8 protein-coding genes are annotated in these 14,441 nt (G+C 50.5%); 5 read left to right on the top strand and 3 right to left on the bottom strand.

The annotated features are described in order from the left end of the window. Positions 1-342 precede the first annotated feature (342 nt). Complete coding sequence (locus DSZ37_RS04155; protein ID WP_242978565.1) at positions 343-3,183, bottom strand: carbohydrate-binding protein; 2,841 nt, start codon at positions 3,181-3,183, stop codon at positions 343-345. A 205-nt stretch (positions 3,184-3,388) separates the two neighbouring features. Between DSZ37_RS04155 and DSZ37_RS04150 the strand changes: the two genes are divergently transcribed. Next, positions 3,389-4,786: an MATE family efflux transporter gene (locus tag DSZ37_RS04150; RefSeq protein ID WP_109725695.1), complete on the top strand. Its 1,398-nt coding sequence runs from the start codon at positions 3,389-3,391 to the stop codon at positions 4,784-4,786. 73 nt (positions 4,787-4,859) lie between these two features. On the opposite strand, the gene DSZ37_RS04145 is transcribed toward DSZ37_RS04150, so the two are convergent. Continuing rightward, complete coding sequence (locus tag DSZ37_RS04145; protein ID WP_109725694.1) at positions 4,860-8,075, bottom strand: family 43 glycosylhydrolase; 3,216 nt, start codon at positions 8,073-8,075, stop codon at positions 4,860-4,862. A gap of 306 nt (positions 8,076-8,381) precedes the next feature. Between DSZ37_RS04145 and DSZ37_RS17590 the strand changes: the two genes are divergently transcribed. Next, on the top strand, positions 8,382-10,835 hold the full coding sequence (locus DSZ37_RS17590) for a hypothetical protein (RefSeq protein ID WP_181380233.1): 2,454 nt from the start codon (positions 8,382-8,384) through the stop codon (positions 10,833-10,835). A 62-nt stretch (positions 10,836-10,897) separates the two neighbouring features. Here DSZ37_RS17590 and DSZ37_RS04135 read toward each other — a convergent pair whose 3' ends face one another. Further along, on the bottom strand, positions 10,898-11,341 hold the full coding sequence (locus DSZ37_RS04135) for a hypothetical protein (protein ID WP_109725693.1): 444 nt from the start codon (positions 11,339-11,341) through the stop codon (positions 10,898-10,900). 345 nt (positions 11,342-11,686) lie between these two features. On the opposite strand from DSZ37_RS04135, the gene smpB reads away from it, so the two are divergent. The 3 genes from smpB to DSZ37_RS04120 all read left to right on the top strand — a co-directional run bounded on the left by smpB (position 11,687) and on the right by DSZ37_RS04120 (position 14,389). Further along, positions 11,687-12,151, top strand: a complete 465-nt coding sequence (smpB, locus tag DSZ37_RS04130) for an SsrA-binding protein SmpB (RefSeq protein ID WP_028521329.1) — start codon at positions 11,687-11,689, stop codon at positions 12,149-12,151. Between the two features lie 13 nt (positions 12,152-12,164). Next, positions 12,165-13,286, top strand: a complete 1,122-nt coding sequence (locus DSZ37_RS04125) for a S66 family peptidase (RefSeq protein WP_109725692.1) — start codon at positions 12,165-12,167, stop codon at positions 13,284-13,286. Between the two features lie 470 nt (positions 13,287-13,756). Beyond that, positions 13,757-14,389: a TetR/AcrR family transcriptional regulator gene (locus tag DSZ37_RS04120; protein ID WP_109725691.1), complete on the top strand. Its 633-nt coding sequence runs from the start codon at positions 13,757-13,759 to the stop codon at positions 14,387-14,389. Positions 14,390-14,441: the final 52 nt, after the last annotated feature.

The raw sequence follows: 14,441 nt of genomic DNA, 5'->3' as shown, positions 1-14,441 counted from the left end.
CAGTTACAGACCCTCAGGTCCGGTTATATGCCGTAAATGTTTCAGAAAGAGCAACATCGCTGAGCATAAGTGCGCACTATACGGAACATATAATTGCTATTCATGCAACAGCAGCAACACATTGAAAAATGTCTCATGTTCAGCTCTCCTTTCTCATTTCCTTGTATTCCTATCGGAACTATATGTATTATATCACTCATACCATACTTTGTCAATAGGTAAAATCTATATTCGGCAATAATCACAAAAATTCAGCATATTATTAAAAACTACACACAACAGCACACAAAAATCGCCGCAGTACCCTTTCGGATACTGCGGCTGCTTACTTATATAAATGTATCAGAAGCTTTTCAGTTCACCTGAGATGAACTGTTTCAGCAGCTTCAGATCGTTCTCGTCGATCACATCGTCACCGTTGATATCGGCAGCTCCGAAGCGCTCCGCATCTCCCTCCACAGCAGCTCTGCGCATACTGCACAGGTCGAATACATCCACTGCTCCGTCACCGTTGAGGTCACCAAGGAGGTACTCCTCATCGGGACGGTCGGGTCTCCACCAGTTGACGTTGAAGAGGTAGCCCTCTCCGCCTTTAAAGACAAAATATACATCATGCTTTCCGCTTACAGCTTCGATGGAACAGCTCTGGGTATTCCATGTCTGCCAGCCACCTGTGCTCTTCACGTCCATTTTGCCTATGAGCTTACCGTCGGGAGCGTCAAGCCTTACCTCAAGGGCAGCTTCTGCGCCGTTGGAGCCCATACGGAAATCAACAGTGCTGACATCGGTAAGGTCAATGTCCTTAAAGCCGATATAGTCGCCGTTTTCGATGTACGCAACATCGCTTCCGCCCTCCGAGCAGTTTTCCACGTCGATACCCGACTTATAGTCACAGCTCTCCGCCTCTATAACATCTCCGCTGCTGTTTCCGCTTAGTCTGAGAATGTGTGAGGACTTGCTCTGCACCTTGCCGTCAGCATCGAGGACGTATATTCTGTACTCGCCCTCCTCCGAGGGAGTCTTTATGCTTCCTGCTGAGCCTCTTGCCTTTGTCATGTCCGAGCCTGCCCTGAAGCTGTCTGTGCCGTCGGGAGCTATCCATACAGTACCGTCCACCTTTCTGACAGGAAGCTTGTCACCGCAGGCTGCCGCACAGCTTGCAGGGAATGCATAGTCCGCAGCGGACTTCAGCCACAGTGGCATGAGACTGCGGTACTCGTCGGATATTCCCGAATTGAGACATATCCTGTACTGCGGCATTGCCCATACATTGTCAGACACCACTATTGGGTCGTCAATGCGGCTGTCGGGAGGGTTCTTGCCCATTTTCCTTACAGTGGCATAGGTCCTGAGGATAGTCAGGTGGTGCTTCTGACCGTAGTCCTCGCAGTTGATAGTATAGGTAACATTGGGGCTTATCTCGAGAACATTGTCGTTCTCCTCGATATATGCGGTTCCCTCGTCATTGTGCAGTCCGTAGGTGGGCTGGAATGAACCCGCTGCAGGGATGCCCTGAATGTAGTTTTCATTTATTACTGTCCCCGGCATCTGACCTATGGTATAGATACCGCCGCTGTCGTGGAGTCGGTTAAGAGAGTTTATGACTCTGTTATAGCATATCATGTTGTCGCGGCAGGTGGTGCTGTCCTTGAAGTTGCACCAGCCCCAGCCCAGATGTATGCCGTTATAGGCGGTCTTTTCGATGGTGTTGCTGAGTATCTTCACTGAGTCGGCATAGTAAGCGGTAATGGCTGCACAGCCGCCGAAGCCGTGTACCACGCTGATATCGTAGAGAAGATTCTGTGTGATAAGGTCGTTCTTGCATATGCCCTCTACTCCCACTGGGAACTTCTCATGATTATTGGGAGCAGCGTCACCGATGTAGATATGCTGGGGATGACCCACGGTAATTCCGCTGGAGGTGATATCCGTGACAAAGTTGCCGCTGACCTCCGAGTTGATAACGTCATTGGTCATGGAGATACCGTCAGCTCCCGTATGCTTAACCACATTTCCCGTGAGCTTTATGCCGTCGCTGTTGGTGATATGGACCGCCGCAGGAAGTGTATCCGCCATCTCGTACTTTTTCGAGTGCCAGTTGGAGTCTGCAAAGGCAGTATAGCTCTGTGCAGCCTGACAGGTGGTCTTGCCATGGGAGCCAGCAACGTTTGTGAGCTGATAATCCGTATTGGCAAAGGTCAGACCGCTGAATGTGATATTCTCCACGCGGTCGGAGGTGGAGCTTCCCGAGATATTTATAAGTCCCTCAGCTATGGGAGCTTCAACGTCGGCGGTGGTCATATCCTCGCCGCTCCTCGGGTAGTAGTACAGAATCTTGGCAGTCTTGTCAAAGTAGAACTCGCCCTCGCTGTCCACAAAGGAAAAGGCATTGTATATGGTATGCGTGCCTCCTGTGGAGAACCCTGCTCCCCAGCCCGGAGTCTGGGCAATAGCACCGTAGGGCTGCTGCATGAGGAGTATCATGCTGCCGCCGTCATATTTTATATCACGGGAACAAACTATATTCTCGTTCCATGTGGTGCCGTTGACAACTTCAAGGTCGTCGAAATTGGAGGTAATACGGGGCATATCGCCTGCTCCGTAGACTATGCCGTCGCTCTTTTTTCCCGAGTCCCACGCCCAGTCTGCCTGACCTGCGGTGATGTTATAGTCTCCGTAGCCGCCCTTAGCCTGCACGGTAACACTGCCCATATTAGCGCGGCGGTCATTGACATAGAGGTTCCTGAGCTTTATATCACGGTCGAGAGGAGCCGCCCAGAGCTTGTCGTTATATTTTGTCCAGCCTGTGACCTTTACCGCTCCGTTGATGACGGGAGACTCTCCTTCGCAAGCCTCATATCTTACGGTAAATCCGCCTTTTCCCGAGTCCCTTGTGTCGAAGTCCACAGGCTTGGTGATACGGTAGTCTCCGCCTCTGAGCCTTACCACGATATCACCTGTCATGCTGCCGTTTATGGCTCTGACAGCATCCCTCGCCCTTTCGAGGGTGGCGAATGGAGCGCCCTCCGAGCCGTCCGCGCTGTCGTCTCCGTCGGGAGATACATAGAAAACAGCCTGTATCCCGTCAGCTGCGGTAACTCTCCCCACAAATGCTCCCGTATCCGCAGCAGAGAGCATTGCAGCCGCCGCAGTGAGCATTGCGGCAGTTTTTTTCAGTGTCATAAGTATTCCTCCTTTAATTATTATTCCCCTTATTTTTGCTGTCGATTTGTGCATGACAGCTATTTTTATTTATCATATTCTTATTATAATCCCACAAGCTGCACAATAATACAATTATCATAGCTTTTTTGGTAATATAGCCGCTTTTCGCTTGATTTTTTCCCGAAGCTGTGTTATAATATTCCCTATTCAACAGGAGGTAATTATGTCATCACAGTTCAGAAAAAAGTATATCGGCTCCAGAGGCTTCTACAAGTCCGTCATGGTCATGGTAATACCCATGATATTACAGATGATGGTGACCAATCTGGTAAGCCTTATCGACAATATAATGGTAGGCAGGCTGGGCACCGAGCCCATGAGCGGTGTCTCCATAATCAATCAGTTCGTATTCGTATTCAATGTCACTATATTCGGTGCCGTTGCAGGTCCCAGCATATTCGGCGCCCAGTTCTTCGGCAAGGGCGACCACGAAGGTCAGAAGCACACATTCCGCTTCCGCCTGCTGGTCTGCACGGGCATCATAGCCATCGCCGCACTTATATGCAGCATTTTCGGCTCCTCACTCATCTCCCTTTTCATCAGCAAGGAGAGCACTCCACAGCAGAGGGACGCCATAATGACAAGCGGTATGGACTATCTGAAGATAATCATGCTGGGCTTCATACCATTCGGCATTGGTCAGGCTTACTCCAGCGTGGTCAGGGAATGCGGCTTCACCAAGGCGCCTATGGCAGCTGCCATGTCGGCAGTTGGCATAAACGTACTTCTCGACTGGTGTCTCATCTTCGGTAAGCTGGGACTGCCCGAAATGGGCGTAAGAGGTGCCGCGTGGGCTACTGTCATCGCCAAGACCATCGAAGCACTGGTGGTCATAGTCTGGGCACACACTCACCCCGACAAGAACAAGTACATCAGGGGACTTTTCCGCGGCTTCCGCATACCTGCCTCACTTATGGCGGACATCACCAAAAAGGGTATCCCCATGCTGGCAAACGAGTTTCTCTGGTCATTCGGAATGTCCGTGGTAATGCAGTGCTATTCCGTAAGGAGCACCGAGGTCGTTGCCGCGCGAAATATATCAAGCACTATGACAAACCTTTTCAGCTCGGTATATCTACAGATGGGAGCCTGCATCGCAATAATTGTCGGCGCAAGGCTCGGTGCCAACAAGCTTGAGGAAGCCCGTGACACAGACAACAAGCTGCTTTTCTTCGCAGTTGCGGCTGCTGCGGCAGTGGGACTGGTCACACTGCCGTTCGCGCCAATTTTCCCCCACATCTACAACACCGAGCCTTCGGTCAGGAGCCTTGCCGCATACATGATAGTTATACAGGCAATGGCAATGCCGCTGTGGGGCTACACCAACGCCTGCTACTTCACACTGAGGAGCGGCGGAAAAACAGGAATCACTTTCCTTTTCGACTTCGGCTTCACATGGGTAATAATGATACCTCTTGCCGCCGTCCTCGCCTACTTCACAGACCTTGATATCCGCATTATATTCGCAGCCGTGACCTTCTCGGAGATAATAAAGGTAGTCATCGGCTATTTCATGGTAAAAAGCGACATCTGGGTCAACAACATAGTAAAAGATATCTGACGGTACGAAATACCGCAGCTCCCCTATACGGAAGCTGCGGTATTTCTTTTTAAGAGGAAAGAATGTGTTGACCTCATGCTTTGAACAATGTTCTTACGAAGTTGTAAAGGTGGGCGTGGATGGAGTTGTCTCCGTGATAGCCGCCCTCTACATAGTGCCAGATATGGGGCACACCGTTCTTTGTGAAGCTGTCGTTATATCCGCTGGGGATATTGTATACGGTCTTGTCGTTGCTGCCTGCGGTGATGAACAGGAGATGGGGCTCCTCGCCGCTCTTCCAGCTGAAGCTGCCGGTTACTCCCGGTGCAGGGCAGATAGCTCCCACATAGCCGAAGAGATCGGGGCGCTGAAGTCCGATGAGAAGTGACTCTCGTCCGCCCATGGAGAAGCCTGTGATGGCAGTATTGTCCCTGCCGGTCTTAACGCTGTAATTCTTCTCGATATAGGGCATCAGGTCCTTGGTCAGGTCGTTGATGAAGTTGTCATAGGCGGCATTGTTGGCATCATCCATAGCTGAGCAGTCAGCCTGTGTAGCGCTGGAATAGATGTACGGGAACACCACTATCATATCCTCAGCCTCGCCCTCAGCAACAGCATTTCCGATTATCTGACGGGTGTACATGGTGCCGTTGCCCTTGATTATCATTCTGTCCTGATTTTCCCAGTAGCCGTGCATACAGTACAGCACGGGATACTTCCTGTTCTCGTCATAGTTTGCGGGAAGCAGGATATTATAGGGCTTATTGCGCTTGCAGGTGGTGGAGTAGTAAGTACCGCTCTTGACAGTGCCGTACTTTACTCCCGACTTCTCCTGATGGGAGCTGTCGGGCTCTCTGTTGACCACCTTTTCCTCCACCAGCTTTGTGTACTCAGCCATGGAGTAGCGGACCGAGGGTCCCTCGGTAACGATCTCCTCAACGGGGAACTCGCTTATCTTGCCGAGAACATACTGCTGAATGAGGATAAGATCTGCAACATCGCAGGTGCCGCTCTTATTGACGTCGAAGGACTTTTTCAGCCTTGCGTCGTCGAACTTGCCGGCGAGGAGAGCCTTTCTTGCGGCTGTCATGTCGAAGCTGTCAATGACCTCATCGCCGTTGACATCGCCAAGGATAACAGGAACTGCCTTAGGACCGTCAATGACTGTGCCTGCAGGAGCGCCGATGGCTTCGTCCACGCGGAAATCGTACTCGTCTTTAGCTGTTTCAACATAGAACTGGAGGTTTGAAGCGCCCTCGGGTATCTTGTAGTTTGTATTGCTGAGCTGGACCCACTCGCCCTTGGGGACGAAGTCCACAATGGCTATCTTGTCGTAAATAGTATCATCGTCCTTGTCGTACTGTAGTGTCAGATAGAAGGTCTGTGAATCCGGACCCTCGTCGTACTTCACCACAGTGCTGAAGCTGTACTCCTCACCTGCCTTGAAGGTACCTGCTGACAGTGAGCGCACAGCGCCGTTCCAGTTGGCTTCTCTGCCGCTGCAGAGAAGTGAAGCTCCGCCTGCATAGCTGTCCTTGCTGTCGGAGACAACGGAAGCCGAGCCTCTGCCGCTCCACTTTTCGGTGCCGCTCTCAAAGGTATTGTGGAAGAAATATCCGTCGGGGTCGGGCTCCACGATATTGGGAGCGTTCCACTCCTCACGCTCATAGTCGAAGAAGTCAAAGTCGGCATAGCCGCCCGTGGTCTTGGTGGGGTAGCTGTAAATGGCGTTTCTGTAGCCTGTGAACAGCTTCAGATCGTAGGTCATGCCTATCTCCTTGCCTATCTTTGTCCAGCTGCTTCCGTCATAGGAGTAATAGAAATTGACCTTGTCGATGTTGTTGGAGGAGCTTCCGTCGGATGTGACATTTGCAAAGCGGTAATCCGCCTTGAGGTATATCTCGTTTCCGCTGAGCTTGGTCTCCTCCACTATACTGTTGCGGCTGTCGGTGACATTGGCATCATTGGAGTAGCCGCCGTTGTTCGCCATGTAAATGCGCTTCTCGCCGTTGTCTGCAACGTAGACTCCCACATTTCCGTAATTGAACTGGAATGCGGAAAGTCCTGCGTAGTCTCCCACCTTCATGTTTGAAGCGTCAAGCTTGACAACTCCAGAGCAGGCAGGACCCTCTGTACGCATGGTGAGGGTATTTCTCGCCCTGAGCAGCTCAGAAGCGATGTTTTTGTTCTTGAGTCTCAGCCAGCCCTCACGCTCTGTGACCGACCATGCCGAGTTATCGGGATTATGGTTCCACTGCCATTCCAGCTTCAGCTTGTTCTCGCTGTAGCTGAAATCGTCGTCCTTGGCAAGCTGAGTTCCCGCAAAGCCGCCGTCTATCTCAAAGGTCACGGGAGCCTTGCCGTTCACGCCCATCATGGGCCAGCCGTTCTGCCATGTTACGGGCACGAGTACGGGTATTCTTCCCACCGAGCCGTGATCCTGAAACAGCATTCCGTACCACTTTCCGTCGGGAGTATCAACGATGCCGCCCTGTGCAGCGCCGCTTCCGTAGGAGCCTACACCCGAGCTGAGCACAGCCTTGCTCTCGTATGTTCCCAGCAGATCCTTTGAACGGTAGCAGTACTCTGTACGTCCGCTGCCGCTGGGCCATGCGATGATGAATATGTAATAGTAATCCCCTATTTTCTGGATATGTGAGCCCTCACCCGAGACGTAGCCCTGAATATTTGTCTTGAACAGGGTCTTGTCCACGCCGCCCTGCTTGAAGCCTGTCATCTCGGAGTTGAGCTCCTTTATCTTTATTTCTCCGCCGCCGTAAACAAGGTAGTTCCTGCCGTCGTCATCGAACAATATCGAAGCGTCGTGGTACATACCGTTGATCTCGCTTCTTGTCCACGTTCCGTTCTCGATGTCATCGGTCTTGAAGATGTAGGATTTGCCCGTGCCGTAGCTTCCGAAGAACACATAGTACATTCCGTCATGATATCGGAGACTTGCTGCCCACTGTCCGTGGGAGTAGTCGTGCTTGCCGTTTTTCAGGCTCTGTACATCGCCGTCAGCAAGGGTATCGTAGACGTAGTTGCATATCTCCCACGATACAAGGTCCTTGGACTTCATAATGGGAGCGCCGGGGCTGAAGAACATGGTGGTGCTGACCATATAGTATGTATCGCCCACTCTTATAACGTCCTCATCGGGTACGTCCGCCCATATGACAGGGTTGGACACCGTGGACGTCTGTTCCGCAGCGGTGCTGTCAAAACGCAGGGAAGGCACTACCGCTCCCGTCGTAAGGGCAGCCGAAAGGAGCAGCGAAAGTGCTGCTCTTTTTGCTTTTGTGTGTTTCATTTCCAATTCCTCCTTCTATAAATATCCCCTTTATTTCTATTTTAAGTTTGAAGGCAGTTACCGTCAACTGTTTATCGTGCACGGCATATAACATTTTGACGATTTCTTTCGCCTTGTTGATTATTATTTTATCATATTGACGAACTTAACGCAACCGACATTTTGCAGATTTGGTGGACAAAATATATAAAAACTCAGCTATTTTAACAAATTACAGCAATATTTTTCTATAAAATCGCTTATATTGACATCTCTATATAATTATGCTATAATAAATTATGAACATTTTGTGAAAGGAGCTTTGCTATGGCTCACTCCGATAATATCATCCGCAGAGCAGCCGCTCTGCTCGTATCTTTAATTATGATCTTTTCCTGCTGCTTCTTTGCCGACAGCGGTCTCCGCGCAAAGGCAGCAGTTCTCAATAACCCCAACGGGGTATTTCTCAGCGAGGCATTCAATATCGCAGGCGGCAACCGCTACCACGAGCCCCGCTCTCAGTGGATAAACTTCCTCGACCGCTACACCAAGTCCGATTACTACCTCGGCACCTCCTTCGATTACTGGCTGTATTCCGCTTCTCCGAGAGGTGATGTGTGGCAGGTGGACGAGGGCTACGGCAGCTACCTCGTTGATGGCGGCGGCTCCTATACGGACGGCGGTCTCAACAGCACAGGCTTCATCTGGCACGCCGCCGCAAAGAGCCTTTCAGAGGGCTCGGGACTGGATATCTCCGTAACGGGCAAATGGGTACCTATGCTCAACGGCTTCAACAATGCAGGCTTTTCAAGGCAGTGCTGGACAGGGGGCAACAATCGCTGGTACGACTTCATAAAGACCTATAATGTAAAGTACTATGAGTTCAGCACCAAGTCTGAAATGCTGTCCAGCGGAGTCCTAACAAAGGGCGACATCATCTGGACCGTTGACGGCGCAGTTGGCACCCTCATGAACGGTCTCAGCATTCCTGCCGACAACCATCATGTGGGTATCTACATGGGTGACGGCTCCACCGACAGCTGGTGGCAGACAGGTCCCACTACCGGCGACGGAGACTACTCCGCTCAGTATAACAGCATCAATCCTATTTACGGCTGTGCCGCACGAAACACCTACATCGTCCTGCCGTGGGACGGCGTAAGCGGCTGGCAGCCTGCTGTGACCACCACCACCACATCTGCTCCGCAGCAGCCCGTAACAACGACATCCACCTCAACCGTGTACCGCGAGAGGAGCACAAGGACTGCAACTCTGGGGCTGAAAAATCCAAGCGGCGGTTACTTCAATGACGCCATTAAGGCAGCCTCGGGCGGTCAGACAAGCATCTCTCTCAGCCAGTGGCAGAGCTTCATAACGGAGTACGCCTCCAATGATTACTATATCGGCACCCCCTACTCCACATGGCTCTATGCCACATCCCCAAGGGGCGACAAGTGGCAGTACGCAGAGGGGTGCAGGGACACTATCGTAAGCACGGGCGGCTCCGATACCGACGGCGGTCTCAACTGTATGGCTTTCGTATGGCACGCACTCGCCAAAGGAATATCCGTAAAAACAGGCTGTACTATCAATTATGCAGGTACACTGGTGCCTTTCAACAGCACCTTCAATACACTGTTCACCAGAAGGTCATGGAACGGCGGAAACGGTTGGCTCTCCTACCTGAGCACCTACAACATCAGGTACTATGAGTTCTCCACAAAAGCCGAAATGCTGGGCAGCGGCGCTCTCAGAAAGGGTGACATCATCTGGTGCGTGGACGGCTACTACGGAACGGGTCTTAACGGTCTCAGGCAGCTCTCCGATAACCACCACATAGGAATATATACGGGCAACGGCTACACCGACTGGTGGTGGCAGTCAGGTCCCACTCTGGGCGATGCAGTATTCACCGACCAGAAAAACAGCGTAAATCCCATTTACGGCTGCTCCGACAGAAATACATATGTAGTTATCCCCTTTGGTGACGAGATAGTAAGGGATATCGTGATAACGACTCCCAAGACAACGACAACGACAACAACAACAACAACTACTACTACTACGACAACTACCACGACAACGACAACTACTACCACTACAACTACAACGACGACAACCACAACCACGACAACTACCACGACGACAACCACAACTACAACAACTACCACTACTACAACGACATCTACTACCACAACAACTACATCGACAACTTCAACTACAACCACAACAGAAGCAGCTCAGTCCGCAGAGACTACCACCTGCCCCGTGGTCCTCAACTCCTCAGCCCCTCAGGTCATCTTGCGGAAAGGAATAGCTCCCAAGGACATAGTATCCTCCGCAGAGATAGACGGCGAAGAGCTGGAGCCCACAGATCTCAGCTTCGGAAGCTCAGGTGAACCCGAACTGGAGTTCCGCAGAGTTGACGATACATTTATATGCACGGTAAGTCTGTACCTCGGCGACGAGCTGCTGGCTTCACCGTCAGTTGCCACCATCCTCAAGGGCGATGTCAACATGGACGGACAGGTCAACGCTTTAGATGCAAGCGTGGTTTTAAGCTGCTATGCACAGCTGTCGGTAGGCAACAGCTTCAGCTTCACCGACTCCGACGACGAGGGCGATATAATGGAGCGGCTCGCTTATCTTGCCGCCGATATCGACACCGAGTCAGCCACCATGTGCAGCGAGCCCGACAGCAAAATAGACAGCGCGGACGCTTCACAGATACTTGCTTATTACTCACTGCTTTCAGTAGACAAGAAACCACAGTGGGATTGAAACAGAGATACCCCTGAACGATAATAACATCGCTCAGGGGTAGTTTTCTGTGTATAAGATTTTTAGTCGCTCCAGAAGCCGTGAGAGTTATTTCCGCCTATGCCGCCTCCACTGCCTTTTGGCTCCGTCTGAGGAGAGCCGCCAAGCTCGGGGGCTCCTTCATATTCCTGTCCATAGGGCGAGCTGTCAAAACTCTGTACAGTCTGAGGAGCGGCATTATTCTGCATTGCCGAAGCCGTAAAAAGGTCATCCATGCCTGCATTCCTGTTGCTGAAGTTGTAGTTATTGCGCTGCTGCTGTTCGGTTGACTGACGCATAGCCTTTTCATTTTCCATGTCAATGCGAAGCTGCTCTGCAAAATCAATAGACCTTTTGCCGCTTATGTCTCCGAGGTAAACGTTGTTGCGCTGCCTCTCGCCGCGCTTTTCGCGTCTTTCATCGGCGATGTAGTCGGCTGCCGCAACTGCTCCCTCAAAGAGCAGATCAAGTAATCCATAACGTCTCATAGTGATACCCCTTTCATTAAATTCCATATCATTAGGACCGTCCCCACGGTCTGTGCCCATATTATAACATAAAAGCATTATAATTGCAAGGGGTGCGGAGAAAAACTGCCGTTTTATGATACTTTGCCGCGAAACAGCCTGCGGGGGCTCCCCGCTTATAACATGAAAGTCTGAAAAAAGCAATAGGGAGAATAGTTATTAGTGGTCAGTGAAGGTATCGCCATCATAACTACGCACTAACGGCAAACTTCTCATGCCGACTTTATTCGTCAGGGGACTACATCTGACGCTGTTGACAATTTCTCCCGTATAGTGTATAATTTTATGCAGACAGGAGATGATATTATGCGCTCAAAAGGTACTAAAACTATTGCCGAGAACCGCAAGGCACGCCACGACTATTTCGTACTCGAATCCTATGAAGCAGGCATCGAGCTTGTGGGTACAGAGGTAAAATCCATTCGTCAGGGCGGTGTCAATCTCAAGGACTCATGGTGCTCCATCGACAAGGGCGAGCTTTTCGTCCGCGGTATGCACATCTCCCCCTATGAAAAAGGCAATATCTTCAACCGCGATCCCATGAGAGTGAGAAAGCTCCTCATGCACAAGCGCGAGATCAATAAATTATACGGAACTCTCAAGCAGGAGGGACTTTCCCTCATCCCCCTCAGCCTTTATTTCAAGGACTCACGGGTAAAAATGCAGCTTGGGCTCTGCAAGGGCAAAAAGCTCTACGACAAACGCGCCGACATCGCAAAACGCGATGCGAACCGCGAAATAGACCGCAATCTCAAATCACGCAACAGATAAGGAAGTGTACTCCATGCTGACACCGCAGCCACTCAAAAATGGCGACAAGGTCGCTGTAATTTGTCTTTCAAGCGGCGTTATCGGCGAACCATACTGCGCTCACGAAAAAGAGCTTGGCGAGAAAAAGCTTCGCGAAATGGGTCTGGAGCCTGTCTTCACCAGACACGCTCTCAGGGGGGCTGACTTTATCCTCAGTCACCCCGAGGCTCGTGCCGCAGACCTTAAAGAAGCCTTTCTTGATGACTCGGTAAAGGGCATTATAACTTCCATCGGCGGTATCGAGACCTTCCGCACCTTCCCGTATCTCATGGAGGACGAGGAGTTCATAAACGCTGTAAAGCAGCACCCGAAGTTCTTCCTTGGCTTTTCCGATACCACCAACAACCACCTCATGTTCCACAGGCTGGGCTTGCAGACCTTCTACGGACAGGCTTTCATGTGCGATATCGCTGAGCTTTCGGGAAATATGCTCCCCTACTCAAAGGCACAGTTCGAGAGCTGTTTTGCCCCATATCACGGCAGGAAGATAACGCCTTCCGATGTATGGTATGAGGAGAGGAAGGACTTCTCCGCCGCCGCTGTGGGAACTGCTCCCGTTTCGCACAAGGAGGAGCACGGCTATGAGCTGCTGCAGGGCGCTCCCGTATTTGAGGGCGTGCTGTTGGGCGGCTGTATCGAAAGCATGGGTGAAATGCTCATTGGAGGAAATACAGAGCGGTACGACAACGTTCTCGCCGACCTGTTCAGGGCTTGTCCGCAGCTCAGAGAGGACTTCCTGAGACAGGCTGAGATAACAGAAAAGTACAATATTTTCCCCACCGCCGAGGAGTGGAAAGGCAAGATACTCTTTGCAGAAACAAGCGAAGAGATGCCGCCTCCCCAGCGCCTGAGAGAATGCCTTGAAGCACTGAAGGCACGGGGCGTTTTCAGCAATATAAACGGGATCATCGTAGGCAAGCCCATGAACGAGGTAAACTATGATGAGTACAAGGAGGTATGGCGTGACGTGGTGAACGATCCGCAGCTTCCAATACTCTATAACGTAAACTTTGGTCACGCCGCACCGAGAGCTGTACTCCCATATGGAGCTATGGTGCGCGTTGACGCTGACAATCAGGAAATAACGCTGCTGTAACAAATACCGACACTGTTTGCAGCTGGCAAAAGGCTTAGAACAGCCATTTTGCGAGCTTATTCATTATAAAAGCTCTTTCAATCACTTTTTAGCAATATCAGACGCTCCGCAGAGTTTTCCCTCTGCGGAGTTTTTTATGCCCTTGTCAGAGCACCATATTGTATTCCTTCGGCTCGTCTGTGACCATTTCAGCCTTCTCAGCAGACCTGCTTTTCACGTTATTCCACTCTCGGAAAACCTCAGTGCATTGGTTACAGAATCGCAGTTTCCGTCTCTTTCATACTGAACAATTATTCATGATGCTCGTTAGCTTGCGATAATAAAGTATGAAGAATAATCAACGCAAAATCACACATTAGTACAATATTGTTTGTATACAATAACAAATTTTGATTACGACTATTGACATGAGAATGATTTCGTGATATGATATGCAACAGTGTTGCAAATAGTAAGATAGGAGAAGTACAGTGGCTAACAGGATAGAAGGTGTTACCGAAAAACTGCTTGAACAGGCTATGAAAGAATTTCTTGACAAGGGCTATACTGCCGCTTCATTGAGAACTATCGCCGAAAATGCAGGCACTACTCCTCGTTCCGTATACACAAGATACGGCGACAAGGAAGGGCTGTTTGCTGCTCTTGTCTCGGAGTGTGCCGATAAGCTGAAAAGGATGTTCACCTCCTACATGGACAGCTATGACACCCGTCCTGTTGACGAGCAGAAAAATCTCTTTCACGATGATAAATTCGACGCAGAATACAAGGACTACATATACTCGATCATCGACTTTATCTACGATAATCTCAATATTTTCAAGCTTCTGATATGCTGCAGCAAGGGTACTCGTTTTGCGGATTTCGTAGATGAGATAGTTTCCGTTGACGAACACCATACGCTGATGTATATTCAGCGCACAGGCAATCAGGTCATCAGCTCGGGCAGAGCGACTCCACAGCTGATACATCTGCTGTGCAGTTCCTATGTACACGGCTTTTTTGAATTTGTCCGCCATGATATGGAAAAGGCTGAGGCGCTCAGGTATATCCTTCAGCTCAGAACCTTTTTCGCCTGCGGCTGGGATCATTTATTCAATATATGATCCCTTATTTTACGCCTTAAAGTTAGTATATTCTAACTTAATAATATTTCCC

This window comes from Ruminococcus flavefaciens (genome assembly GCF_900116855.1).
Taxonomy (GTDB): domain Bacteria; phylum Bacillota; class Clostridia; order Oscillospirales; family Ruminococcaceae; genus Ruminococcus; species Ruminococcus flavefaciens_R.
Note: the sequence above shows the minus strand (reverse complement) of the source record. Positions and strands in the feature narration are given on the sequence as shown.

Bases quoted from the DNA above. Each gene is read 5' to 3' on its own strand.
- DSZ37_RS04145 (WP_109725694.1), bottom strand. From the start codon at position 8,075: ATGAAACACACAAAAGCAAAAAGAGCAGCACTTTCGCTGCTCCTTTCG.
- smpB (WP_028521329.1), top strand. From the start codon at position 11,687: ATGCGCTCAAAAGGTACTAAAACTATTGCCGAGAACCGCAAGGCACGC.
- DSZ37_RS04155 (WP_242978565.1), bottom strand. From the start codon at position 3,183: ATGACACTGAAAAAAACTGCCGCAATGCTCACTGCGGCGGCTGCAATG.
- DSZ37_RS04125 (WP_109725692.1), top strand. From the start codon at position 12,165: ATGCTGACACCGCAGCCACTCAAAAATGGCGACAAGGTCGCTGTAATT.
- DSZ37_RS04150 (WP_109725695.1), top strand. From the start codon at position 3,389: ATGTCATCACAGTTCAGAAAAAAGTATATCGGCTCCAGAGGCTTCTAC.
- DSZ37_RS04135 (WP_109725693.1), bottom strand. From the start codon at position 11,341: ATGAGACGTTATGGATTACTTGATCTGCTCTTTGAGGGAGCAGTTGCG.
- DSZ37_RS17590 (WP_181380233.1), top strand. From the start codon at position 8,382: ATGGCTCACTCCGATAATATCATCCGCAGAGCAGCCGCTCTGCTCGTA.